A 24390-nucleotide genomic window follows, 5' to 3' on the forward strand; every position below is an offset into this window, starting at 1 on the left:
TTACGGTGAGCGCATGCGTTGTATCCTTAGCGAACCTTCATGACCAGTTTGCCGGTGACGTGCCCTTCTGCGCTCACCCGATGTGCTTCTGCCGTCTGTTCCAGAGGGTATACTCCCTGAACAGGAAGTTGAAAAAGGCCATGCGCGCAGAGATGGGCAACTTCTGCAAAGGCAATTTCCGGTTGCTCTGGCGGGCCATGGGAAAACTTTGCGCCATATTGCTCTGCTGAAAAATCCGCGACGGAAAGGACATGGGAGGGATCGCCCACGATGGCAATCAACTCAGCGATAATTCCGGATCCCGCAACGTCAATAGCAGCATCGACGCCCATGGGGGCTAACTGAGTTATTCGTGCCTTCAAGCCCGGAGCGTAAGTCGCAGGCACTGCACCTAATGAAGCGAGATAAACATGCTTAGGAGAACTTGCGGTGCCAATAACGTTAATGCCGCGCAGACGTGCCAGCTGAACTATCGCTGTGCCTACGCCCCCTGCCGCCCCGCTGACCAGCAGAGTCTGCCCTGCTTCGATGTTCACTTCATCCAGTGCCCGGGTAGCGGTATCAACAATAACAGGCAAGCCGGCCGCCACTTCAAAAGAGACGGCCGCGGGTTTGACCGCCCAGTGGGTAAGGATGGCTTTCTCCGCGACGGTACCATCGCCAAAGCCAAATACCGCAGTGCCAATAGCAACGTCACAAACGCCGTCGCCAATCTCATCCACAATGCCGCTGGCTTCCACACCGACCGTGAGCGGAAACGTAATATCTTCGAATGCCCGATACAGACCTTCTCTTCGTTTCCAGTCAGAGGGGTTCACACCCGCACAATGCACCATAATGCGGATCTCCCCGGGTCCAGGATGTGGAACCGCTATTTCCTCGACTTTCAATTCGTCAGGCCCGCCGAAAGCGTGATAACGGATTGCCTTCATCGTGTGACTGTCGCCGGAGCGCAAAGGATGAGAAAAACCCGGACGTGAACTGACAGATAAAGCGGGTGTAGAACTTGAGTTTGACATAGATGCGCTCCGTTTATCGTATCGCTACGCAAGGGTAACGATAAGTGCTCCCGCCATTTCATGGCAGTAAAGCCGTTGATTTCGAAGACGCTGGTCAAACTGTGAGGGCACAGACTCGACGTATGCGCGATCACTCCAGAATCAGAAATGATCGTTTTTCGCGACGTTGCGTAAGCCTATTCAGGCGAAAGTTTGCTGTCAAGTGTACCTGCGCGGCGGCGCTTTTCTATCGTCAATCGGAGCCATCGTTGGTAAGTCCTGACGTTTGCACTTCGCTGATAGTAACGGCCTATTTGTGTGCTGATTCTGACAACTGCCAGCGGTTCCGCGACCAGCCGGAGAAACAGGCGGGCCGCCGCAGGAAGGAACCATCAGCACAAAGATATTAATTTCCAGCTTTCAGTAAACTGCGAAGCACCTCTTCCAGTCGCGTGTCGCCGATAACCCGCACATCTTCAGCCCCTTCGAAGCAAATCCAGCCTTCGTTAAAGCCATTGATCATCTGCATACGAGGCGAAGGAAATTGGTGCCCCTGCTCACGAAATAACGTTTCCCAGGCGTGACGCGCAACGGCTTCGGCAACAACCGGGCGGCCTAAAATTTGCGAGAAAGTGCTGGCAATATCATTTGGCGAGACGCGACATGGCCCCTCCAATTCAACGACGCGTTTTCCAGTCCAGTTCTGCTGTAATAACGAGGCAGCTAACTTACCAACATCGGCTGTGGCTACCATCGGAATGGCTTTATCCAGGGGTTGTAAAAAACTTTGAATTACGCCTTTCTCGCTGGCAGAGACAACATCCAGGGCACAGTTCTCCATAAACCATCCAGGACGAAGAAACGCGACCGGCAACTCCAGGCCGTTCAGCGCCTTTTCCATCAGCGTGCGCTGAGTTAGCAGGTTAATCTGTGATGCCTGCGCGCCGATGGTAGAAAGGCAGACCACCTTCTCGGGTTCAGCGCTACGAATAGCCCGAACAAGAGCATCAATGATACGACATGCAATCGGGAACCCCGGCGCCGGGTCAAAATCTGAAGGAGGAAGGATGAACACCCCTTTCGCTCCTTTAAATGCTTCAGCCAAAGCGCCAGCATCATCCATCTCTGCAATCGCGACTTCACACCCAAGCGCCCGCCATTCTCCGGCTTTGTCGGCGTTACGCATGACGCCGCGAACAGAAAGATTCTTGCTCAGTAGCGTGCGTGCAACAACGCCGCCAACTTTGCCGGTAATTCCAGTGATAACATACATTTATTAGTTTCCTTTTTCTGAAAGAACACAGGTCAAACGTTTGCCAGTGAGCGCGAGTATAAGGAAGATAAGTTGTTGACAGAATGCTCAAACATTCACCACATTAGTGACATAAAGTCATCTATTAACCATCAGGAGAAATGATCATGAGCGTTGACGGGCGGCAATTGTCGAATATCAGCGTACTGGCGGCGATTGTGCACAGCGGTAGCTTTGCCCGGGCAGCAGAATCTCTCAACATGTCTGCTTCAGGCGTAAGCAGGGCAGTAACCAGACTGGAAACCAGTATTGGTGTAAGGCTTTTTGACAGAACCACTCGTGCAGTGAAGCTGACTGATGAAGGCAGAAGGTTGTATGAAGAGATAAGCCCGCTGCTGGCGGGTATCAGTGATGCTATCAGTCTGACTTCCGGAGCGTCTACCGCCGTTACCGGGCGCCTGCGCGTGAATGTTGATCCTTTTTTTTCACGACACACTCTGGCTCCGACTATTAATGCGTTTATGAAATCCTATCCGGGTATTTCAGTGGAAATTGTTGCACGCGATCAGCTCGGGGATCTGGTCTCAGAAGGATTTGATATTGCTGTACGGTTTGGTAACCCGCCAGTGTCTTCTTTGATCGCCCGCAGGTTGCTTGAAGTGCCCACTAAAACTGTGGCGTCTCCGGAATATATTCAACTGCATGGCAAGCCTGAAACACCGGCGGATTTAATTCACCATTCCTGCATTCAGGTCAGAAGTTCAATGACCGGGCAGCCATTAGAATGGGAATATGCATTAAATGGAAACGTTATTCCTGTCAAAATATCCAGTCGCCTGATGGTGAATGACTCCGGAACGCTAATCGCAGCCTGTGTGGCGGGCGCAGGAATTGCACGAATTAAAGCCAGCGGCATTGAAGATCTGCTGGCCGAGGGGCGTCTGGTCGAGTTGCTTACTGGCTGGGAAGGAGAAAGATTTCCGCTTTATGCGTTATATCCATCCCGGCGCCTTCCCCCCGCTAAAGTGAGAGCGTTTGTAGATTTTGTAAGTAGAGTCTTAGAGCGCGGTGTATAAGCTCAGGAACGGCTGCGACGCGCTACTCTCCATTCAGCTTCAGGATGATATGTGGCATCGGCTCGCTCCTCATGCCGCTGCGCAACATACAGAGGGCTGGCTGCGCACTGCTCGCCAGCCTTTTAAAACCATTTTCAGATGAACGTCGGCTTTGTGCTGTTTCCTGCACCTGGGTGCGTTAATCACAGCACCACGGCTAAGTGCCTGAAGAACGCCAACAGTGAATAGCGCATTATGCAGGCTGTTTTCCCGAAAGAGATGAAGTGGCACCAGCCACAGCAGCGTCCTGAAGTTGTGTTAAAGGACTCTCCCGGCGATGAAAACCATGGAACAACTGGCCCGGGCATTACTGCCTGGGTTTACCGGAGAGTGGGTTGGCAGTTCATTGCAGGAAGCGGCATTATCAGCGGCACGTTATTCACGGTTTTCTTTGTTCCTGTATTTTTTATCGTGGTAACAACTTTTTTGGCAGGCGTTTAAGGTTGTTAAAGGGACGAAAAGAGTAATGTATAAACAACCCAGCCCAGTCTGATAAGTGTTTGTTTAAAAGCCCCGGAAGGGGCTGAACAAACGTTAACTATGGTGCCGGGGGAACTGGCGGTGTGGGCACGGGCGCCAGCTCCCTCACTTCCAGCCGGACTTCATAACGCTTCCCATTTTCCAGCGCAGGAAGATTTTTAACCACATTGTTTAACGCATCGACCGGGGTGGTGGTTTGCTGGACAACACCATACACGAGTGGCGCAGGGCCCTGCATGGGCGGGCTATCCCTTTGTAAAGGCGGCGGTTTTATATCGCCCTCTGTTGCAGCATTAACGGAAAAAGTGCAAACCATAAAGGCAGTGGCAAAGAATGTCTTCGTTAATTCTCTCATGCTGTTCTCCACGTTTTGGTTAAAAAAGCTTCACCAGAGGGAAAATAGCCCGCCAATAAGAAGGGAATGTGAACGAGTTTCGCAAGAAAGGAAAATAGCCAGACAGCATCGCGATGTAATTGCCAAAAGCGGCGTTTGGCAGGCGTTGTATCACCTGCGTCACGCTTTTGGCTTCCCAAACGGTGGTGAGCGTCACATAGAGGCCGTAGTAGCTTGTTTCCGATGCGTTAATCAGCGCGTACTAATCAACGGGGAGCATGTCACAAGCCTGAAAATTACCTTTTAGCCACAATTCGCATTTCCACAAGCGCATTTTCTGGAATGAATTCTGATACACCAATGGCGGACCACGCCGGGTATGGTGCCTTTATATACTCATCTTTTACTTTAGAAAAAACGTCTATATGTTTTTTTAGATCAACATGAAAAGTGGTCATCTCAAGTATATTTTCATAGTCCAAACCGGCCGCCTTCAAATAAACACCCAGCTTATAAAACGCATCATGGAATTGTTCTTCAGGATGTTTACTTATCGGTTTGTCCTTGCGTGCTGCGGTAACACCTGAAAGATATACTGTGCCATCTGCTTCGATGATGGGAGAGAAATGCCAGTCATTGAAATAATGCTGAAACTCTTCAGGAACTATCGATTTTTTCATGTTTTTCTCAAATGGATGACTGAATAAATGCCAGCATGTACCAAACCATTATGCCTGGCCAGGACCACAGACTTACCAGATAGTTTGACATAATAAAGTGCCTGATCTCACCTGTCAGCATATCGCACATACCAGCCCTTTATACTGGCTGCGTCGTACCAAAGCGGATGGAGAAATTTATGCTTTGCAGAATGCAACAGGGTCTGGCTTATCGGCCATCAGCACATTTCTGTTCTCCGTGGCAGTAACTGCTTTATCACTTCCACAACGCTTCTTACCCGTTGAGGTATAAAACGGGTATCCCCCACAGGACATTGACCATCGATGATGAAAGCCCTTTGCCGGCTGGTGTGACAAAGGGTGACTGAAACGCTCTGCCCAGAACGCCGCTGATAACATGGGGCACGGCGTTCATAAGAAACATCCTCCAGCCAGCAGGGACAGATAATGTTACAGGTTCATTTATTCTTCCTGTTTTCCAGTTCGCTGAGGATATCGGCTGACAGGGCAGTTTCGCCAAGCCGGGGAAAGATAGTCTGTACACTCCAGTTAGCAATCGACTGCTTCATGTCAGAAGTAGACCTTGTCGCTTCTGGAAATTTCAGTGGATGTGCTTTGGCTCTTTAAAAAAGCGCTAAAAACAGCGATACCGAAAGTGATGACACGACGTCGATGGCGGGCAGTTTGTTGTTGATTGTCGCGGGCTGACAGGAAGGGTGAGTATTGAGCCAGAAACCGTGTGGCACGTGTCTAAATGCGCGATAAATCAACAAAACGGGAGGCACTGAAGCCTCCCGGCGATTTAAAAGTCGTATTGCAGGCTTAAACGGTTCTGCCAGAAATGCGAATCATACAGCGGTGATGTCTGCACCCCGGCGAAATCAGTCAGGCTCAATCCTTTCAACACGCCACTGAAACTCCAGGTGAAATACACCAGATATTCCGACTGATTAATGCTGGCCGAAGACGGGGACGGTTTCAGATCCATAAACGAATACCGCGTCCCCAGTGACAGGTTTTCATTCATCACGTAATTCAGGTTGGTCATATAAGCGTTGCCGCTTCCCAGATCCTGGGTACTGGTGAAGAACGGTTGCGCAAAATAAGGACCCGATGACGTGTTGTGCGCGTAAGGCGTCACCAGAGAACCGTTGCCCCAGCTATTGCCGCTGGCGGCGATGTGGTCATAGCCCAGTTTCCAGCTCAGGTCCGGGGTAAAGGTCAGCGCCAGTTGGGTGCCATAAGAGGTACTGTTCACTTCACCAGCCAGCGCTTTGCCCAGACTGGTGCCGCGAATAAATTGCACGCCCAAATCCGGCTGGAACAGCGTATCCTGCCATTGTAAATGGCTCTCGCCATACACCAGGCGGGTATAATCAGCATACTCCTGATACCACAACTGGCCGGTGAGTTTTTTGCCGTCCCACTGCGTACCGCGCCCCCCACCCAACGCCCACATGCCGTTAGTGCGTTCATCCACATCCGTGTAGGCCGTGGTATTCAGGAATTGATCGTCGCCCCACGGTTTATAACGCCAGACTTTGGTGGCATGCAGATAATTAGTGCTGTCGCCGTAATTCGCATCGACACCACGGAATAAAATAGGCGTAATACGCCAGTCGTAATCCCCGACGAAAGGAATATTAATTCGTTGATCGCCGGCTGTAATTTTAAAATCATCCCATTGCCAGCTTAAATAAGCCTCACCAACGTTAGTTTGATTATCACCAATATCACCGATAGTATGTGCTTCATCCGGATGATCAATTCCGCGCAGGAAAATACCGCTGACACCGGCACGGAAACCATAAAACGGCGCAGTTTCATATTTTATACTGCCACCGTAACTCACGGTATCCTGATTAAAACCTTTAGAAAAATACGCGTTGTGCGTTGAATAATACAGCGTGCGCAAACTGCCGCTCACAGTACCGCAGGTAAAAATATCGGTGAAACTATTTACACCACTCGCATCGTACTGACAATCGCTGATATTGCTCTGTGTCGCCGCCAGTGCAACGGGAGTAAACGGGAAAAACAGCGCAGCAAGACACGCAACACTTAGTGCTTTTAATTGCATAATCCCAAGCCTCGTCACTATTGAAAAGAGCAAAGCAATGCCACCCGCACAATAAATGAACGGTCGGTGGCATGCTTTACTGTAAAAAAATTTATTATGGATTAATTATTTATGCCGGTTATTTTCACATCCGCCAATGTATCGCGTATTTCCCAGCCGCGTAATTTACCAGGATTCAGTAAATTATCCGGATCGCAGGCACGTTTCATCGCCACAACATCTGCCCGCACAACGCCTTGTTTACCATCTTCAATATGAATAACGTGCGGGTTATTAATTTTCACCCCATTATCACGATAAATATTCATAATAGCGTTCAGGCGATCTTCATCGCTATATCGCACCAGCGGCAAGCCGCTACAGGTCAGGGTGCCATTAACATCGCGCAGAAACTCAATATGCGACATCACTTCATCTGACAATTGCGCTTCCATCGCCAGCACCTGCTGGTGATAATTTTCCGGCGCATAGGCCGTTTGCAGATAGGTCAGCGTTTTATCGACCTTCAGTGCCTGCAACGTGGTGTGGTTCCAGCAATATTCAATCAAAGAATGCCCGTGATTCTCACCCTCGGCAAAATGCAGCGCGCTTCGGCCATCATGCTGTGCCAGCAACGATGGCATCAGTGGGTCGCTCTCCACCCCGACCACCGAAATCACGCCATGCTGGCCCGTCGTACCCGCATCGGCAAGATCGGTGAAATAATCCAGCACCGGTGCCGCCATCACCGCCACCTCACGCTTCACCAGCCCCGGCGATTTCGCCAGCGCATCGGCAAACGCCATTGCGGCCGGGAAACTGGCAAAAGTGTCGAGACGTTCAATCCAGTCGTGGCGCGGAGCCAGCGCCAGTTCGATCTCCAGCACAATGCCGTTGCTGCCGTAAGCATGATGCAGCAGTAAGGCGTCAGGTGCCTGGAGCATCAGAATGCGTGGCGTCTTTTCCATCGTCATCAGCTTCACGGACAACACATTGCCGGGGGATGCCAGCGGGCCATAGTTGATGGAACCCACGCCACCAAAACCCCCACCAAACAGGCCGCCGAGCGTCGCCAGCTTCCAGGTGGAGGGAATGCAACGCAGCTCCCAGCCGAGTGGTCGGGTATGGGCTTCGAGGTCACTGAGACGAATCCCGGCTTGCGCGCGCACCGTACCTTGCCCCATGCTCACCACCGCGTTCAGTCTGGTCATATCGACCATTACCCCGCCCTCCAGCGGGATCAACTGACCGTAGTTGCCGGTGCCACCCCCACGCAGATTGAGCGGGATGCGACGTTCCGCACAGGCCGCCACCACTGACGCCAGTTCCTGTTCATCACGGGGGCGCACTGCCAGCTCGGCAAATTTCTCTTCCAGTTGAGGTTTCAACACCGGGCTGAACCAATGAAAATCGCGCGACAGGCGTTTAACCTTAGGCGCATCTTTAATCCAGTCCAGTTCAGGCAACGCTGCGACCAGCGCCGCCAGTGCAGACTGACGATCGGAATCAGACATCTTTCTTTCCTGTAGTTGAGGTATCAGTTCGGGCTGAGTTCACTTTCATGCCAGGCAGCCAGTACGCGGCGCGTCAGCCACGACATCAGGGCAAAGAGCAGGAACCCCGCAAGGGAAATCAGTAACAGCGCGGCAAACATTAGCGGAATATTGAGCTGATAACCGGCCTGTAAAATCTGGTAGGCCAGCCCGGTGTCGGTACCGCCGGTACCGGCGACAAACTCCGCCACCACGGCGCCAATCAGCGACAAGCCGCTGGAGATACGCAGCGCACCGAAAAAGTACGGCAATGCCGAAGGAATGCGCAGGCGCAGTAAAATCTGCAACCGCGATGCATGGTTAAGCTTGAAGTAACTCAACAGGCCCGGCGAGACGCTGCGAAGCCCCTGAGTGGTGTTGGATATGATGGGAAATACCGCCATTAGCGTGGCACACACCACCAGCGACATAGTGGTGTCTTTCACCCAGATGATGATTAGCGGGGCAATCGCCACAATTGGCGTCACCTGCAAAAACACGATGTAGGGGAACAATGCGCTTTCGATAAAGCGGTTCTGCACCAGCAAAAACGCCACGATCGAGCCAATCACGATCGCCAATACAAAGGAGATCACGGTAATTTTCAGGGTGTAGAGCAGCGACATAAACAGCGTCGGGAAGTTCTGCACCAGGCTTTGCATCATCACCAGCGGCGACGGCACCAGGAAGGCGGGCACCTTCAGCGTCGTCACCAGGAACTGCCACAGCAAGAGCAGCACAATGGCAAACAGCGCCGGGAAAAACCACTGCTGAAATTTACGCTGTGCGGCTAAGGGCTTTTTCATCATTTGCTCTCCTGACTGGCGGCAAACAAACCGCGCTGCAACTGCTGGGCATACTGGGTAAATTGCTGGCTGACGCGAAACTCATCATCCCGCGGAAACGGCGCATCAATGCTGATGTCATCCACCACGCGGCCCGGTCGTGCCGCCATCATGATCACGCGCTGCGACAGGAATACTGCTTCCTGAATCGAGTGGGTGACAAACACCACCGTCAGATTCTGCTCCTGCCACAGTTTCAGCAGATCGCTATCCAGCTTGTTGCGGGTGATCTCATCCAGTGCACCGAAGGGTTCATCCATCAACAACACTTTCGGGCGTGTCACCAGGCCGCGAGCAATCGACACACGCATCTGCATCCCCCCGGACAGCTCACGCGGCAGCACATGACCAAACTGCCCCAGGCCGACCAGTTCGAGTATTTCACGCACACGGGTATCGGCTTCAGCGCGCGGCACACCGGCCAGGTCGAGGGGCAGGCGCACATTTTTATGCACGCTGCTCCATGGCATCAGCGTCGCCTCCTGAAAAACGAACGATAACGACAGATCGTGCTGTTTTTCCCGCCTATCGCGACGGAACAGCATCAGTTTGCCATCGCTCGACTCGATCAATCCGGCGATCATTTTTAACAAGGTACTTTTGCCACAGCCGGACGGACCGAGCAGCGAGACAAATTCGCCCTGGCGAATCGTCAGGTCCACCGGCAGCAACGCACGCGTACCATTCGGGTAAATTTTCTCGGCTGAGAGCACTTCAATCGCCGGGGGTGCCACATGCCGTGGCACCACTTGCACATCATTGCTCATCAGGGTCAGTCGGCTGGTGGCATTCATGGCATGACCTTCACATCTTGAATGAATTTCAGGGTGTAGCTGCCCTCAAACGGGACTTTCGCCGGATCGATCAGCTTGTTATCCACCAGCAGTTGCCAGGTCTGCTTCAGACGCGGAACGGTCATGATGCCGATACCGCCAGTCTGCGCATCGCCACCGGTCAGCATCTGATACTTCTTCATCTGGGCGATACCGAAGGCGATCTGTTCGTCGGTCATCTGCGGGTTTTCTTTCTTAATCAGCGCATTGCCCGGTGCCGGATTCGCCAGGTAATTTTTCCAGCCCTGCATTGAAGCTTTAACAAAAGCCTCGACCGCCTGCGGACGTTTCTCGATGGTCGATTTCATGCACACAATGCTGTTGCCGTAGGGCGGGTAGCCCCAGTCGCTGATCGGATAGACATTGGCTTGCGCTCCGGCTTTCTGCACCGCAAAAGGTTCGGAGGTCACGTAGCCCTGCTGTACCAGGTTTTTATCCGCGAGGAACGGCTGCACGCTGAAGGTATACGGGCGCACGCGGGCATTTTTCAGGTTGAGCGCACTTTTCGCCCACGGCCAGTAGGAGGTATAGGCTTCGGCGGCTAACAAGAAAGTTTTACCCTGCAAATCGGCCTGGTTTTTAACATCCGGGTGGGTGATAAACACAATCGCTGAATGCTGGAAGGTGGTGGCTACCGGTACCGCTTCCACACCCTGCTGCCAGGATTCCAGCGCCTGCATGTTATCGCTGATGATGCAGTCAGCCTGCCCTGCCGCCATCAGTTGCATAGTGTTCACCTGTGGCCCGCCCATTTTGATGGTGACGTCCAGACCGGCATCACGGTACAGATTCTGTGCCTGGGCTTGATAAAAACCGCCATGCTCAGCCTGAGCATACCAGTTGGTCATAAAGGTAAATTTCTCGGCAGCCATTCCCTGGGCCGACAGTGCCACGGAAAACGCAGCGACAATGCTCAATGTTTTTTTCATAGCCGATCCCCGAATTAGCGCGGTGGTAATAATGATGCTGCGTCGTTTTGGTCTACTACTTTGCCCTGCCACTGCCCGGTGCCCCACGCCGGTTCGGCGCGTGTTACCCATTCCATTTGATGTACTTCGGTAATCACCTGCGCCCAACTGGTCGCCAGTGAATCCAGAATCGCATCACCCTGCGCTTTGGTTGCAGGACGCGGATCGCCGATCACGCCACTCGGACCAAAGTCATATGACGCCCAGGCCGCCATCGGGCGGGTGCGGGAGAGCGTCGGGCACGGGAACGCCGGTGGATAGTTGGCGACGGCTTTGTCCATCTGCACGGTATCCGGTGCCAGCGCCAGCATCAGCGCGGTTTCGGCATGACCGGCGTGCATCGCCATCTGGCGTTCCTGCTCGTCCATAAAACTTTCGGCGCAATTCGGCACTTTGAAGGTGTCCTGCATGATGATGATCATGTCGCCGTGACGCAGGCGCAGTTCGCGCGCAGCCATCTGCAACGGCTGCGGCTGACCACCGTGGCCATTAACCATCAGGAACTTGCGGAAACCGGCGCGGTACAGCGATTCGCCAATCTCCAGAATAGTGTGCAGCAGCGTTTCACCGGTCAGCGTCAGGGTGCCGGGGAAATGCAGATGCTCGTCCGATTTACCATAGGTGATGGGCGGAATGGCGTAAGCCGGGATCGTTGCCGGTAAACGTGCCAGCGCATGGCCGACCACCCCGGAGGAAATCACGCTATCCACCGCACATGGCAGATGCGGGCCATGCTGTTCAATCGCCCCGGTCGGCAACACAATCACCGTGTTGGCTTTGTCGTCCAACGTGGCGATATCGGTCCAGCTCAGATACGGCAAAAAGCGGTTTGCCGGAATATAACCATGTAACATCTTGCTTCCTCGTGTTATTGCGGCAACCACGCCGTCGCTTCAACTTCAATTAAGACATCCGGGCTGGGCAGCATTTCGCTTACCTGAACCACGGTAGAAACCGGTGGCGTACCCGGGTAAAACAACTTGCGCACCCGGCTGTAATGCGGAAAGTGATCCAGATTGCGGAAGTACTGCACCAGTTTGATCACGTCGCTCATCTGGCCACCCGCGCTCTCAATGGTGGTGCGGATGCTCTCCAGCACATACCAACTTTGTGCCAGGATCGGCCCTTCTTTGATATCGGTGGAGAACTCGCCGGTGCGCCCCAGCAGTTGCTGCGCCCCGGCAGGGATATCGTCGTAACCACGCACAATCAGCGCGGTTTGTGGGTTCACCGGGATAATGCCGGAAAGAAAGATAAAATCGCCCGCGCGTCGCCACGCGGCATACTTCGCCAGCGGTTTACCCGCCCCTGCTTCAAGCGTCATTGCTGAATTCCCCGTAACAGATCCCCTGTTTCAACCGATAGCGACTGCGGCTACGCAGTGGCCAGCTTGCCGCCTCGGCAGCAGGGAAAATGACAAAATCGTTAGCCAAAAGATTTGCGCCGTCATGCAACGCCGTGCGCTGACAAATCAGTACCGATGCCTCATCAAAAGCCATACCCAGTTGCGCACTCAGCAGGCCGCTGAACAGCGTGTCGAGCGGGTCGTAGCTGCCAACCGGACAGAACGCGTCCTGCACGTTATCTGCCCCTAACAGCAAGGGGATACCGTATGCCTGCGCCTCTTTAATCAGCGTTAATCCGCGCTGACGCGGGGTGCGTCCCGGCACTGCGTCCTGTAACAGCAGGTTGGTAAGCGGCAGCGCAATCAGGGTGACGCGATGTTGCGCCAGCACCTCAAGGATCGTCGCAAAGTCCTCCTGCTGCGCCAGGGCACACGCGTGGCTACAGGTAATGCGTCCGTTAAACGGATGTTGCTGTAAATAGTTCGCCAGCCAGCGCAAACCCTGCGCATCGTGGCTCAGTTCTTCGTCGATATGCAGATCGATATCCAGTTGCCAGCGTTCCGCCGCCTGCAATAAATGGGTAAACGCCCGGGCATCCCAGTTGCTGCTATGAATAAATCCCCCAAGCAGCGCGCCACTGGCGGCGACCTGGGCGGCGATATGATCCGCCTGAGCGGCATCGGCAAAAAAGGTCACCGGGGCCAGCGCCACACGTTCAATGGTGCACAGCGGATGCTGCAACTCCCCCACGATCTGCCATGCCAGCGGAGCATCGGCGGTAAACCAGTCGATATGGGTGCGCAGCAAACCCACACCGGCCTCCACCGCCCAGTTAAGCGCCTGGCTGGCACGCTGCCGCAGATCATCAGTACTCCAGCACGCCCGGTCTTTATGCATGGCGGCGATGGCGGCCAACAGGCCGGGCTGTTGAGCCGGGCTGCGCTGCACGGTGAAGGTTTTATCGAGATGCGCATGGGGTTCAATCAGCGCTGGCAGCACCAGCGCACTGTTGAGCGCAAGATAGCCGCTAACATGCCGATGCGGCTCGATCAGCGTGCCCTGTTCACGAAAATGCAGGGTTGCCAGCGCCGGTTGATCGCCATGCATCGGCCAGTCCTGCGGCAGCAACCAGCGGGGTAAACGTGCGCCTGTCGCGCCCGAATACACGTTCACAGGTCGAGTACCAGGAGAGGGGAACGCGCGCGCGAACAACACAGCACAATACAGTCATTGGCAGCGCGCTCTTTCTGGCTCAATACTTCATCGCGATGATCCGGCTCACCCTCCAGCACACCAGTAATGCAGGCCCCGCACATTCCCTGTTCGCAGGAGAGTTCGATGTCGATCCCGGCACGCGACAGCACCTCCGCAATGCTTTCATCGGCATTGACGGTGTAACGCGCCCCGCTGGAGGCGATTTCAACCGCGAAGGTGTCACCAGCAACCGATTGCGTAACAACACTGGCTTTGAATTTTTCACTGTGCAATTGATCAGCCCGCCAGCCGTATTGCAGCGCTAATTGATGCAGATGATCCATAAAACCCGCCGGGCCACAGCTCACCAGTGCACTGTCGTGCGGCCGTTTGAGATCGTCCGGTACACGCTGACGCAGGCTGTCACCTTCGCTGCTGTAATGCAGCACCACGCGCGCGCCAAGTTGCTCCAGCCGTGCGCTGAATGGCAGTTCATCATGGCGTTTAAGAAACAGATGCAGCGTGAAATCGGCATCCTGCGCCGCCAGTTGTTCCGCCATGACCAGTAGCGGCGTCAGGCCGATACCGGCCGCGAACAGCAGCGTGCGCGGTGCCTGCGGCAGTGGAAAATGGTTGCGTGGCGCGGAGATGGTTAAGCTCGCCCCGGTTTGCACCTGATGATGCAGCCAGCGCGAGCCGCCACCCGATCCCTCATCGAGACGGACGCAAATTTGGTAATGCGCTTCACCGGCGACGGAACACAGCGAATACTGCCGCTTGCCGCAATCGGGAATGGTCACATCAATATGGGCACCGGGAGTGAACGCCGGTAGTGGATGGCCGCTGGCAGACGCCAGGGTCAGTAATACATTGCCAGCACCGTTGAACTGCTTTGCGATGACGGTGACAGCGAGATTCTCTGCCTGCTTCATGATAATCCTGCATACCACGGACACGTCATCAGCCGGAAGGCCGCGCGTCGTCTCGTTTTTATCGTAATTGCGATTATTATGTTGCCAATGTGTAAACGTCCATCCGTTTAATTCGCACAAAGTGTTGCAAAAAAGAGAACGCCGGTGATGTTCCGCTGCTCGCAAAATCGGCTCTCTTTCACCGGCGTGGCCCGCCAGGGTTCACTGCGCAAGGCTTGTAGGACGATGCATATGTCAACGTCCTCTATTGACCAACGGTTTTAGGGGTGGAAAAGCGGCTGGATATACTGCTGTTTGAACGTCATCCATCAGGATTACGTATGACGGCGACGGGCGAAATCCCGCTGGACGCGGCGAAGTGCGCCTCATTGATTCGGTTCAATTTGTAATCCAGGAATATTCCTGGCCCCGATGCAGCCATATACGACGGCCTGAACGGTTCCAAACAGTTCCACATGCAGGTAGACTGCCTTGTATAAAATCTTTCGGCTAGGACAGGTAGGATGGGGAAAAAAAATATTACTGAAAAAGATCTGCTTGATAACGGTTTTACAGAAAAAAATATATCCCGTTTGAAAGAGGTTCTGTCCCGTCAGGAAAACACCGACGAATCGTTTACCACATTGATAAAAGATTTGAGTAAGCGATTCTACGCCGGGGTAATTTGTTTAATCTTATTGTTTGTCCTTTTTGCTGTCGCTTTCATCTTCTATCCAGCACCTGTGATTTTAAGTTACATTCCGGTTGTAATCATTGGCATGGCTATCGTTTATTACATAATACCATTGAACCTTTCATGGAAGGCCTGGAAGCTCATGAAAGGTTCAAAGTAAGCACAACTTAATTTTGGCTGTGCTGGATTTCATAAATGTTATTGCCTATCTGAAGCCCTTTCAACCCTGCACCAGTACCTTTAATCACAAGGGCTGCGCGACTCATAGTCGAAACCTTTCGGTAAAAATCAGGGGTGGTATAACGATAAAGGCGCCACACATCCGGCTTTAACGTAAATTTGAAAATACCATAATAAGAGGTCGTTAAATCAACAAGCTGGTATGCCAGAAGGCCAACCCGACGATCAAAACCGAGAAATTGTGCTGAGTTTTCATAGGTATCCCGCATCAGATTTGAAGGGTTATCTGAACCAGATAGCTTCTGGATTCCTTCTGCAACTGATGAGGTACCGTTCAGAAATAAAGTTGCGCCTGCAATCATACCGACAACATTTCCTGTAGGGAGTGAAGAGGCAAATACTCCTGCCCCAGCGGCCATTTGCAGACCGGCAACCACGACGCCAATCCCATCGATAACATAGCCAGCAATTTTACCATTCTCTTGATATATCTGAACTGATGCGGCAATTACAGACTCACCCGTTCTTAACATGCGATCCTGTATTCTGAGGTTTTCCGTTTCTTCCCTGATATTCCGAATACAACGCTGACATTCTTCATCGCTGGCGCTATTTTTGATTGCTGCAATCTGACGACGTGCAAAATCACGCACTTCATCCTGAAACCGTATACGTATGAGTGCATCACCAAGGTGAAAAGCAGATACCGCCATCGCTGTATTCATCAGACTATTAGTCTCCGCCATAGCCATGGTCGTGAAATAATTTGAGAAACGATTATTGCCAATGTATATATCCAACTCTTTCCCTCGAAGCGTTTTCTGGACGTTTTATATACGTTAGCATGATTGTTTATAATCGTGTAGGAGTAAGCTGACTGACTAAATGATGTGGATCTATCATCTTCCTCGCATTAATCGCCACGGGTTTAAAGACATCTCAGCGTCATTTATGGACAAGTGAACATCCCGCTCGCGCCATTCCCTTCCAGAGAAAAACCTACCGACAGATTCGGGTAAAACAAAACCAACACCGTCTAAATTACCCTCACTGAAAAACTCATCAAACCACCCGCGGCGAATATTCCATTTATCGAGCCTTCCCGATAAACGCCACTTCCAGCCTTGCTTCTGCTCGATGTTTGCACGTATAGTTTCCCGGCTGTCGCAAAATCGGCAGCCGGGATTTGCAGCCCGCCTAACTTCAAGGCGACACATCACGCGCTGAGCGTGTTTTTTTATGTCGCGGCTCTGGCACACCTGTTTTCTGGTTGTGGTGTTTCACCACTCCCTTTTCAGATAATGGTGGCCCGGGCGGGGCAGCCTTCGGGCTGGCCGGTTTCCTTGAAGTCCGGTACTGCAAACCCTGTCCGGGCTACCACCCATGAGATTTGCAGCTCCAGTGGTAGCATTAACCGTTACTTCAAGGAGGTTGCCACTATGGCTACGACCCTCACCCTGTCACACCCGCAATTTGCCGTTGTCTTCACCGCGCTTTATCGCGCCGGGCGCGCGCCGCGTATCCATATGCTTCGCACCATCGCCAATGATGAACGAACCGCCCTCCGCGCTCTGGTGACAAAATACATCCTTTCTCTGGCGGCGCGTCTGCCGGTTGCGGAGGTACAGATATGAAACAACCCACCATCTCCATCGACGATCTCAACTATCTGGCGCACCTGCGCAACATGGGTCATCTGTTCAGCGAACTGGCCGCAGAAAACACCACCACAATGCACTGCGGGCCGGTTCAATACTCACAGCTTATTTCTTTACTGAGCGTGATAACGGATCAGCTTGATGCCATCATTGAACGCTGCCATCAGCGCGGGCAATGCGGGGAGGAATAGCGATAAATCAACGACTGACCTGCCGCAGCGATAAAACCCATTAGCGCCAGAATGGCGTTGGGCAGATTTCGTAAACTCGCCGCCAATATAAAAACCCCGCCCGATCTTCACCCGGCGGGGTTGTTATTTCACAGCCATACACGCACAACGTCATGCCACTTTCGCGCTATTCACCCCCATAAACTGGCGGATGCGTTGCAGCTCTGGTGTCGCTTCGCCGTGGCGGATATTTTCCGGCGTGGTATCGGCCTGAATAGTGCCTTTATCCATCAGCACCACGCGGTCGGAAATCGCCAGCGCAAAATCCATTTCGTGGGTCACAATTACCATAGTCATCCCTTCCCGCGCGAGGTCGCTTATCACTTTCAGCACTTCGCCGACGCGTTCCGGATCCAGCGCCGAAGTCGGTTCATCAAACAGCATGATGTCAGGAGACAACGCCAGCGCACGGGCAATCGCGACCCGCTGCTGCTGCCCGCCGGAAAGCTGATGTGGATATTTGTTCATATGCGCCAGCAGACCCACTTTATCCAGCAGCCATAGCGCCTGAGCACGCCGTGCAGATTCCTGTTCCGGCTGCTGATGATAACGCTGCGCCAGCATCACATTCTGCAAAATGGTGTAATGGGGGAACAGGTTAAAGCCCTGAAAAACCATGCCGATGCGGCGAATGCCCTGCTTACGTAAGCGGGAGTGGCGATTGTCGCCAGCCTGAATAAAGCTCTCACCAAACAGCACAATTTCACCGCTGTCCAGCGTTTCCAGCCCGTTGATACTGCGGATAAGCGTCGTTTTCCCGGAGCCGGAAGGCCCGATCACACTGACCACTTCGCCGGGCGCAACCCGCAAATCAATATCCTTAAACACCTGGTTTTGCCCCCAGGTTTTCTGGATCTGTTTCATCAACAGTGCGTCTGGCGCGCCGTGCTGTTCGCCAGCATGACGTTTAGCCAACGGTACAGCCTGCTGGCGCAGCGCATCAAGCTGGCTATCATGCAGGGTTTGCGGGGTTTTCACCTGCACGTTCGCCCAGCGCTCCAGCACCTGGAACAGCAAACTGAAAACGGAAACGATCAACACGTAATAGACTGCCACTGCCGCCAGTGTTTCCATCACCAGAAAGTTTTCCGCGTAGAGCCCCTGGCCGGTCATCAACAGTTCCGGCAGAGAAATCACCGACACCAGCGAGGTCTGTTTAACAATGGTAATAAACTCATTCACCAGCGCCGGTAACGCAATGCGCAGCGCCTGCGGGATAACGACCTTCCGTTGAATGCCGAGGTAACTGAAACCCAGCGCGTGACCAGCTTCGTGCTGGCCCTTCGCCACCGAGATCAGGCCGCCACGGTGGATCTCCGCCATATAGGCCACTTCAACCAGAATGGTGGCAAGAAGCCCGGCAAAAAAAGCATTGCCGAGCACCACACCGCTGGCCGGGAACATTTGCGGCAGGTTATAAACAAACACCACCAGCACCAGCAACGGCACACTGCGAAACAACCAGATGTAGACCTGGCAAAGGCTTTTCAGCCAGAGAGGGCCGGATAACCTGGCGCTGGCAACCACAAACCCCAGCACCAGTCCCGCGCACCAAGCAAGCACGCTGAGTTCCACTACGGTGACGCTGGCCTGCCAGAAAGCCGCCATCGAAAACAGTGAAAAGAAATAGTCCCAGTTAAATGTCATGCTTGCCGCTCCCTTATCTGGTGAGCCCAGGCGCTATCAGCGCATCTGGGTTTCGGTGATGCCATAACGGGCGTATTTCTGCAGCAGCGCAGCGTATTTGCCGTTTTCACGCAGTGCGTTCAGCGCGGCGGTAATTTCGGTTTTCAGCGCGGTGTTGCCTTTCTTCACATAAATCCCCAGCGTCTGCGGATAAATCGTCTTCGGCGAGGTGATTTTGACCCGGCCATTACTGCGTTCGGCGAACATACTCACCGCGCCAGCAATATCCACCTGCGCCTGCACATTGCCGGAAAGCAGAGCCTGCAACGTCTCCGGCGCGGTCGGGAACTCTTTCACGGTGATACGTTCTTTACCGTTCGCTTTGCAGTAACTTTCCGACAAATCACGCAGTTTGGTTACCCAGGACGTCCCCTGCTGCAAACCCACCGTTAAGCCACACAGATCCTGCTCGGTTTTTGGCTCGACCTTGCTGTCACTGCGCACCATAATGTAGGCCCCGGTATCGGCATAAGGTATGGCGTCAGCCTGCGCGGTGCGCCCGTCGGTGATGTACAGCGCAGAAATCACCGTATCGTGACGATTGGCCCCCAGCCCGAGGATCAACCCGGCGAATTTGGTATCGACCAGTTGCAGTTTCAGACCCATTTGCTCGCTAAGGAGCTGCGCAAGCTCAGCATCAAAACCGACAATTTTATTATCCTGCCAGGATTCAAACGGAGGATAGGCCACTTCCACACCGACTTTCAGCTCACCGGGCGTCAGAATACCGTCTGCGGCGCTGGCCGCCGACATGCCTGCTATCAGTGCCGCTGCGGCGCAAAGTCCACGTAACATTTTCATTTTTTTCATTCCCCTGCTCCTGTAGAAAGCCGCCGCTGATGATGCGCATCAGCAAGCTGGCAAAGTAGTTCAAACATCATGGTGGCACCGGTCAGGCTGGTCAGATTGCCCTGATCGAATGGCGGTGAGACTTCAACCACATCGGCTCCCACCAGATTTAACCCCTGTAATAAACGGATCCCTTGCTGCCCCTGTAGCGAGGTCAGCCCGCCGATTTCCGGCGTTCCGGTTCCCGGCGCGTAAACCGGATCCAGCACATCAATATCAAAACTCACATAGGTCGGTTGCTGGCCCACGATGGCTCTGGCCCGCGCCATGACAGCCGCCATCCCCTCTTCGGCCACCTGCTCCATGCGGATCACCGTGATGCCGTTGGCCTCAGCCCAGCCATGATCCTTTTCACTGAACAACGCGCCGCGAATGCCAATCTGCACGGTACGTTTCGGATCCAGCACGCCCTCTTCTACCGCACGGCGAAACGGTGTGCCGTGGGTAAAACGCTCGCCGCCGAAATAGGTGTCATTGGTATCGGAATGTGCATCAAAATGGATCATTCCCAGCGGCTGCTCACGCCCCAGTGCCCGCAAAATGGGTAACGTTGTCAGGTGATCGCCACCGGCAGTCAACGGCATCACCTTTGACTCATGCAGCGCACGGTACCAGGCCTCGATCAGCGCCAGCGTGTCCTGCACATCCACTGGGTTGACCGGCACATCCCCCAAATCACCAACACGGGCCAGGTCATACGGCGACTGAAAGGTCACCGGGTGCATCCGGCGCACCAGGCTGGAGGCATTGCGTAATTCACGCGGTCCATGTCGGGTTCCCGCCCGGTTGGTGGTACCGCCATCCCACGGCACGCCGACCACACCGATATCGAGTGATGCAATTTGCGCGCCAAAGGGCAGGCGAAAAAAGGTCGGTAGGCCGCTGTAGCGCGGAATTTCGCCGCTTTGCGGTTGCGGGTAATCCCCTTGTATTGAATGATTCACAGATGTTTTTCCCCCTGATAATGAACACCGGGCAATACACACAACATTTCGTACAGCAGATTGGCGCCAAGCTGCGCCGTGATCCCGCTAATATCGTAAGGCGGAGAAACCTCCACCAAATCGCCGCCAATCAGGTTCAACCCCCGGCAGCCACGGACGATCTCCAGCGCCTGAATCGCGCTCAGGCCGCCGACTTCCGGCGTGCCGGTACCCGGTGCCCAGGCAGGATCGATGCTGTCAATGTCATAGGAGAGGTAGACCGGCCCGTCGCCGAGCATGTCGCGGATCTCCGCCATCAGCGGCGTCAGGCTTTTATGCCAGCACGCTTCCACCGGGATCAGGCGGAATCCCTGATCCACACCCCACTGAAAATCGCCGCTGGCATAGCCCTGCGCGCGCTGACCAATCTGCACCACACGTTTACAGTCCAGCAGCCCCTCTTCCACCGCCCGGCGGAAGGTCGTGCCGTGGGCAATCTTCTCGCCAAACATCTCGTCGTTGGTGTCGGTGTGGGCATCCACATGGATCAGCCCAACCGGGCCATGCTTTTTGGCGAGCGCGCGAAGGATCGGCAACGTCAGCGTGTGATCGCCGCCGAGCGTCAGCGGGATCACCGGCCACGCATTGAGTTCGCTATAAAATGCTTCGATAAGATCGACAGACTTCAACAGGCTGTAGGTATTGATCGGCACATCGCCAATATCGCCCACCTGTAACGACTCAAACGGCGCTGCGCCGGTCGCCATGTTGTACGGACGAATCATCACCGATTCGCTGCGGATGTGGCGTGGGCCATAACGGGTACCGGCCCGCTGGGACGTACCAACATCCAGCGGAATGCCGACAAACGCCACATCCAGCCCGGCCGGCGTATCGCAGTACGGCAAACGCATCATGGTGCTGCGCCCGGCGAAACGTGGCATCTCGTTACCGCTCTGCGGCTGGTGAAAAAGGGTTTCCATGCTGATTCGCTCCTCGCAATACAGGTGTGTTGCGGAGATAGTGCACCAGGGAGAAACGGCGAAAAAATAGCAAAATACAAAAAATTAGTTTAGAAAAGTGAAAACTAATGATGCGCTAAAAAGAGGGCAATCGACTGTCATGGCTGTAAAATTCCCCAATTTGCGGTTAATGCATATTTTCGTCACCGTAGCGAAACATCAGGGCTTTGCCAGCGCGCAACAGGATCTCAACCTGACGGTATCGGCCATCAGTAATTACATGAGTGAGCTGGAAGAGAAGCTGGGTTTTGTGCTTTGCCGCCGGGGCCGGGGAGGTTTTGCACTAACGCCGAAAGGCGAAGCCTATTTACAGCAAAGCATGACGTTACTGAATACGCTGGAAAACTTTGAGCGCTACACCGCCTCGCTGCGCGGTGAACAGGGTGGAACGCTCAACCTTGGCGTCATCGACTCGACCATTACCGACCCAATGCTGCCGATCACCGATGCGATTGGACAATTCAGCGATCTCTTTCCTCTTGTGCACCTGAATTTGCAAATCAAAAACCCGAACGCCCTGCTGCATGGCATTTTAAATAACGAACTGGATATCGCCGTCGGCACCTTTTCATTACAGGGAAACAGTGTGGTTTCGCACCCGCTGTACCGCGAGCAGCACTGGTTATATTGCAGCGATCAGCACGAATTATTCGGCGTGCGCCATCCGACCGTCGCGCATATTTCGCAGATGCGCATGGTGACCCGCAGTTACTGGAGCGCGGCAGATTTAGGTAAAAAAGGCTTTAAACAGAGCGTGGCCAGTGTGGAGAGTATGGAAGCACAGTTGATGCTGATCCTGTCCGGAAAATACATTGGTTATTTACCGGAGCACTACGCGCTGCCGTGGGTGCAGCAGCAACGCCTGCGCGCCCTGCTGCCGACCGATTACGGCTACCAGGCGCCGTTTTCACTGATCTTCCGTCGCGGGCGCAGCAAAGAGATCCTGATCCGCACGCTACGCGATTTACTGCGCAGCGCATCGAAATCCTGGAAAACGCGGCGTTAACGCCCGCAGCGGAACTGCGGGCCGGTGGTTCAGACGAGCCAGCTTAACAACACGGTTGCAAAAATGACCGTCGAGGCACCACCAATGCGGGTGGCGATTTGTGCGAAGGGCATCAATCCCATTCTGTTGGATGCTGAGAGGATAGCCACATCCCCCGTTCCCCCCAGGCCACTATGACAACTGGTCACGATAGCCGCCTCGACCGGATACATATTTAACCTTGTGGCAACGAAATAACCGCTGAGCGCCATGGCAATGACGACAGCGCCGCACACTATAACGTAGCCGACAGAGAACACCGCAACCACACTTTCCAGCGGAACATAAAGCATGCCGAGCCCAATCATCAGTGGCCAGACTAATGCCGCAGAGACAAATTTATAACAGCTGTGCGCGCCGAGCTCCATGCTGGAGGGGATCACCCTGGCGTACTTACAGAGTACGGCAAAGAGGATCATCAGAACGGGGCCCGGAATATGAACCACTTTTTCCAGTAACCCACCCACAATGAAGAAAGCGCAGATCAGGAGTAACCCGGCTCCCATCAGCTGGAAATCGGTCTGCTGCGAACCATGGGACTGGGCAAAAATATGATTATCCTGATCGCTACGAATCAGCATCCCGTTCCCGGTTAATGAGGGACGATAGAGGCCAATACGCGCCAGTACACCCGCGCAGATAATGGCAAAAATATTTCCCACCACGGCAGCAGGCACCAACTGCGCGACGTAAATATCCGGGGTTTGCCCAAGAATAGCGGAATAGGCCAGCGATAAAGGTAAAATGCCTTCGCCAATACCGCCGCCAATGATCGGCACAATGATAAAGAAAAAGGTGTGATACGGTGAGTAGCCAAATAATGCGCCGACCAACAGTCCGGTGAGTACCGCGGCTACTGTGCCGGCCACCAAGGGGACGAACATGCGGATCATGCCCTGGATCAGGATCACCCGGTTCATGCCGAGAATGCTGCCAACAACCAGACAGGCAATGACGAAATAAAGCAGGTTGGCTTCCTTCATCAGCAAATGGACGGTGGCTAACGTATGCGCTTCAAACAGGCCAAAATAAACCAGTGCTGAGGGCACCATCAGGCACAATATTGCTGGCCCACCGATGTCCTTTAGCACCGGTAATACACGGCCAATTTTGGCAAAAGCAAAACCCAGCGTCATGATCACCGCCAGGCCGCCAATCATGTTTTTCGGCAATAAACCGGCGATGGCTGAAATGGCGACAATCGAAGCAATGCCGATAAATAGCAGCAAGGGTACGGCGCCGACTTCAAGTCCGTGCAGGCGCGAAAGTTGTGCACCCGCAGGGGATGCGTTAACAGAGGAAGAGAGAGAATTATCTTTCATTATTTCACCTGATTCGCTATTAATAATTAACAGTGGGTCAGGAATAACCGTGGGTTATTCGTAATAGGATAAAATGCTTAAAAAAATAAAGCCAATAAAATAAATATTGCCACCAGCAAGTTATGATTGAATAAATATCATAATCTTCGACCTGTAAAGTGCCCCATGGTTACTGCTTATTAAATTTGTGAGTGCCGTAGTAATTCACATTTAAATAACTTAAACAGGCCATTC

25 protein-coding genes are annotated in these 24390 nt (G+C 53.6%); 6 read left to right on the forward strand and 19 right to left on the reverse strand.

The features are described from left to right. Window positions 1–26 precede the first annotated feature (26 nt). Window positions 27–932 carry an alcohol dehydrogenase catalytic domain-containing protein gene (locus tag BM427_RS08150; protein WP_090120763.1) on the reverse strand — a complete coding sequence of 302 codons (906 nt, stop codon included), beginning with the start codon at window positions 930–932 and terminating at the stop codon, window positions 27–29. 472 nt (window positions 933–1404) lie between these two features. Beyond that, entirely contained in the window at window positions 1405–2271 is an 867-nt protein-coding gene (locus tag BM427_RS08155; RefSeq protein WP_090120765.1) for an NmrA family NAD(P)-binding protein, read from the reverse strand. Window positions 2272–2417: 146 nt separating this feature from the next. On the opposite strand from BM427_RS08155, the gene BM427_RS08160 reads away from it, so the two are divergent. Beyond that, entirely contained in the window at window positions 2418–3326 is a 909-nt protein-coding gene (locus BM427_RS08160) for a LysR family transcriptional regulator (RefSeq protein WP_090120767.1), read from the forward strand. A gap of 234 nt (window positions 3327–3560) precedes the next feature. Then, entirely contained in the window at window positions 3561–3806 is a 246-nt protein-coding gene (locus tag BM427_RS08165; protein WP_090120768.1) for a hypothetical protein, read from the forward strand. A 97-nt stretch (window positions 3807–3903) separates the two neighbouring features. On the opposite strand, the gene BM427_RS25260 is transcribed toward BM427_RS08165, so the two are convergent. The 11 genes from BM427_RS25260 to BM427_RS08225 all read right to left on the reverse strand — a co-directional run bounded on the left by BM427_RS25260 (window position 3904) and on the right by BM427_RS08225 (window position 14568). Then, window positions 3904–4200, reverse strand: a complete 297-nt coding sequence (locus tag BM427_RS25260; protein ID WP_139234395.1) for a hypothetical protein — start codon at window positions 4198–4200, stop codon at window positions 3904–3906. A gap of 275 nt (window positions 4201–4475) precedes the next feature. After that, window positions 4476–4859: a RidA family protein gene (locus BM427_RS08180; protein WP_090120773.1), complete on the reverse strand. Its 384-nt coding sequence runs from the start codon at window positions 4857–4859 to the stop codon at window positions 4476–4478. A gap of 802 nt (window positions 4860–5661) precedes the next feature. Then, window positions 5662–6939, reverse strand: a complete 1278-nt coding sequence (locus BM427_RS08185) for a TonB-dependent receptor (protein ID WP_090120774.1) — start codon at window positions 6937–6939, stop codon at window positions 5662–5664. 101 nt (window positions 6940–7040) lie between these two features. Then, window positions 7041–8432, reverse strand: coding sequence for an FAD-binding oxidoreductase (locus tag BM427_RS08190; RefSeq protein WP_090120775.1), 1392 nt, complete (start codon window positions 8430–8432; stop codon window positions 7041–7043). A 23-nt stretch (window positions 8433–8455) separates the two neighbouring features. After that, window positions 8456–9259 (reverse strand): ABC transporter permease, encoded by an 804-nt coding sequence (locus BM427_RS08195; protein ID WP_090120777.1) that lies wholly within the window; start codon window positions 9257–9259, stop codon window positions 8456–8458. Next, a complete protein-coding gene (locus tag BM427_RS08200) occupies window positions 9256–10089 on the reverse strand; it encodes an ABC transporter ATP-binding protein (RefSeq protein WP_090120778.1) in 834 nt (277 codons plus the stop codon). The genes BM427_RS08195 and BM427_RS08200 overlap by 4 nt, the downstream gene beginning before the upstream one ends. Then, the gene (locus BM427_RS08205; protein ID WP_090120779.1) at window positions 10086–11057 is read right to left on the reverse strand and encodes an ABC transporter substrate-binding protein; all 972 of its coding nucleotides are present in this window, start codon (window positions 11055–11057) and stop codon (window positions 10086–10088) included. The genes BM427_RS08200 and BM427_RS08205 overlap by 4 nt, the downstream gene beginning before the upstream one ends. A 14-nt stretch (window positions 11058–11071) precedes the next feature. Beyond that, complete coding sequence (locus tag BM427_RS08210) at window positions 11072–11950, reverse strand: creatininase family protein (RefSeq protein ID WP_090120780.1); 879 nt, start codon at window positions 11948–11950, stop codon at window positions 11072–11074. A 14-nt stretch (window positions 11951–11964) separates the two neighbouring features. After that, window positions 11965–12420 (reverse strand): RidA family protein, encoded by a 456-nt coding sequence (locus BM427_RS08215; protein WP_090120782.1) that lies wholly within the window; start codon window positions 12418–12420, stop codon window positions 11965–11967. Continuing rightward, window positions 12410–13615, reverse strand: coding sequence for an amidohydrolase family protein (locus BM427_RS08220; protein ID WP_090120783.1), 1206 nt, complete (start codon window positions 13613–13615; stop codon window positions 12410–12412). Before BM427_RS08220 ends, BM427_RS08215 begins: the two co-directional genes overlap by 11 nt. After that, window positions 13612–14568, reverse strand: coding sequence for a PDR/VanB family oxidoreductase (locus tag BM427_RS08225; RefSeq protein ID WP_090120784.1), 957 nt, complete (start codon window positions 14566–14568; stop codon window positions 13612–13614). Before BM427_RS08225 ends, BM427_RS08220 begins: the two co-directional genes overlap by 4 nt. 503 nt (window positions 14569–15071) lie before the next feature. On the opposite strand from BM427_RS08225, the gene BM427_RS08230 reads away from it, so the two are divergent. Beyond that, the gene (locus tag BM427_RS08230) at window positions 15072–15401 is read left to right on the forward strand and encodes a hypothetical protein (RefSeq protein ID WP_090120786.1); all 330 of its coding nucleotides are present in this window, start codon (window positions 15072–15074) and stop codon (window positions 15399–15401) included. Window positions 15402–15408: 7 nt separating this feature from the next. Here the strand turns inward: BM427_RS08230 and BM427_RS08235 are convergent, their stop codons facing one another. After that, window positions 15409–16221: a DUF4225 domain-containing protein gene (locus BM427_RS08235; protein ID WP_090120787.1), complete on the reverse strand. Its 813-nt coding sequence runs from the start codon at window positions 16219–16221 to the stop codon at window positions 15409–15411. 324 nt (window positions 16222–16545) lie between these two features. Between BM427_RS08235 and BM427_RS08240 the strand changes: the two genes are divergently transcribed. Both BM427_RS08240 and BM427_RS08245 read left to right on the forward strand, forming a co-directional pair. After that, window positions 16546–17055 carry a host cell division inhibitor Icd-like protein gene (locus BM427_RS08240; protein ID WP_090120788.1) on the forward strand — a complete coding sequence of 170 codons (510 nt, stop codon included), beginning with the start codon at window positions 16546–16548 and terminating at the stop codon, window positions 17053–17055. Then, the gene (locus tag BM427_RS08245) at window positions 17052–17270 is read left to right on the forward strand and encodes a hypothetical protein (RefSeq protein ID WP_090120790.1); all 219 of its coding nucleotides are present in this window, start codon (window positions 17052–17054) and stop codon (window positions 17268–17270) included. Before BM427_RS08240 ends, BM427_RS08245 begins: the two co-directional genes overlap by 4 nt. Before the next feature lie 150 nt (window positions 17271–17420). Here BM427_RS08245 and BM427_RS08250 read toward each other — a convergent pair whose 3' ends face one another. The 4 genes from BM427_RS08250 to speB (BM427_RS08265) are packed head-to-tail and all read right to left on the reverse strand — an operon-like array spanning window position 17421 to window position 21750. Continuing rightward, a complete protein-coding gene (locus BM427_RS08250) occupies window positions 17421–18956 on the reverse strand; it encodes an amino acid ABC transporter permease/ATP-binding protein (RefSeq protein ID WP_090120791.1) in 1536 nt (511 codons plus the stop codon). Between the two features lie 36 nt (window positions 18957–18992). Further along, window positions 18993–19805: an ABC transporter substrate-binding protein gene (locus BM427_RS08255; RefSeq protein WP_090120792.1), complete on the reverse strand. Its 813-nt coding sequence runs from the start codon at window positions 19803–19805 to the stop codon at window positions 18993–18995. Continuing rightward, entirely contained in the window at window positions 19802–20788 is a 987-nt protein-coding gene (gene speB, locus BM427_RS08260) for an agmatinase (RefSeq protein ID WP_090120794.1), read from the reverse strand. The genes BM427_RS08255 and speB (BM427_RS08260) overlap by 4 nt, the downstream gene beginning before the upstream one ends. Beyond that, complete coding sequence (speB, locus tag BM427_RS08265; RefSeq protein ID WP_090120795.1) at window positions 20785–21750, reverse strand: agmatinase; 966 nt, start codon at window positions 21748–21750, stop codon at window positions 20785–20787. The genes speB (BM427_RS08260) and speB (BM427_RS08265) overlap by 4 nt, the downstream gene beginning before the upstream one ends. A gap of 139 nt (window positions 21751–21889) precedes the next feature. Between speB (BM427_RS08265) and BM427_RS08270 the strand changes: the two genes are divergently transcribed. Next, entirely contained in the window at window positions 21890–22795 is a 906-nt protein-coding gene (locus tag BM427_RS08270) for a LysR family transcriptional regulator (RefSeq protein ID WP_090120796.1), read from the forward strand. A 29-nt stretch (window positions 22796–22824) separates the two neighbouring features. Here the strand turns inward: BM427_RS08270 and BM427_RS08275 are convergent, their stop codons facing one another. Further along, the gene (locus tag BM427_RS08275; protein ID WP_090120799.1) at window positions 22825–24156 is read right to left on the reverse strand and encodes a 2-hydroxycarboxylate transporter family protein; all 1332 of its coding nucleotides are present in this window, start codon (window positions 24154–24156) and stop codon (window positions 22825–22827) included. Between the last annotated feature and the right edge of the window lie 234 nt (window positions 24157–24390).

The organism is Kosakonia arachidis, from assembly GCF_900116535.1.
GTDB lineage: Bacteria > Pseudomonadota > Gammaproteobacteria > Enterobacterales > Enterobacteriaceae > Kosakonia > Kosakonia arachidis.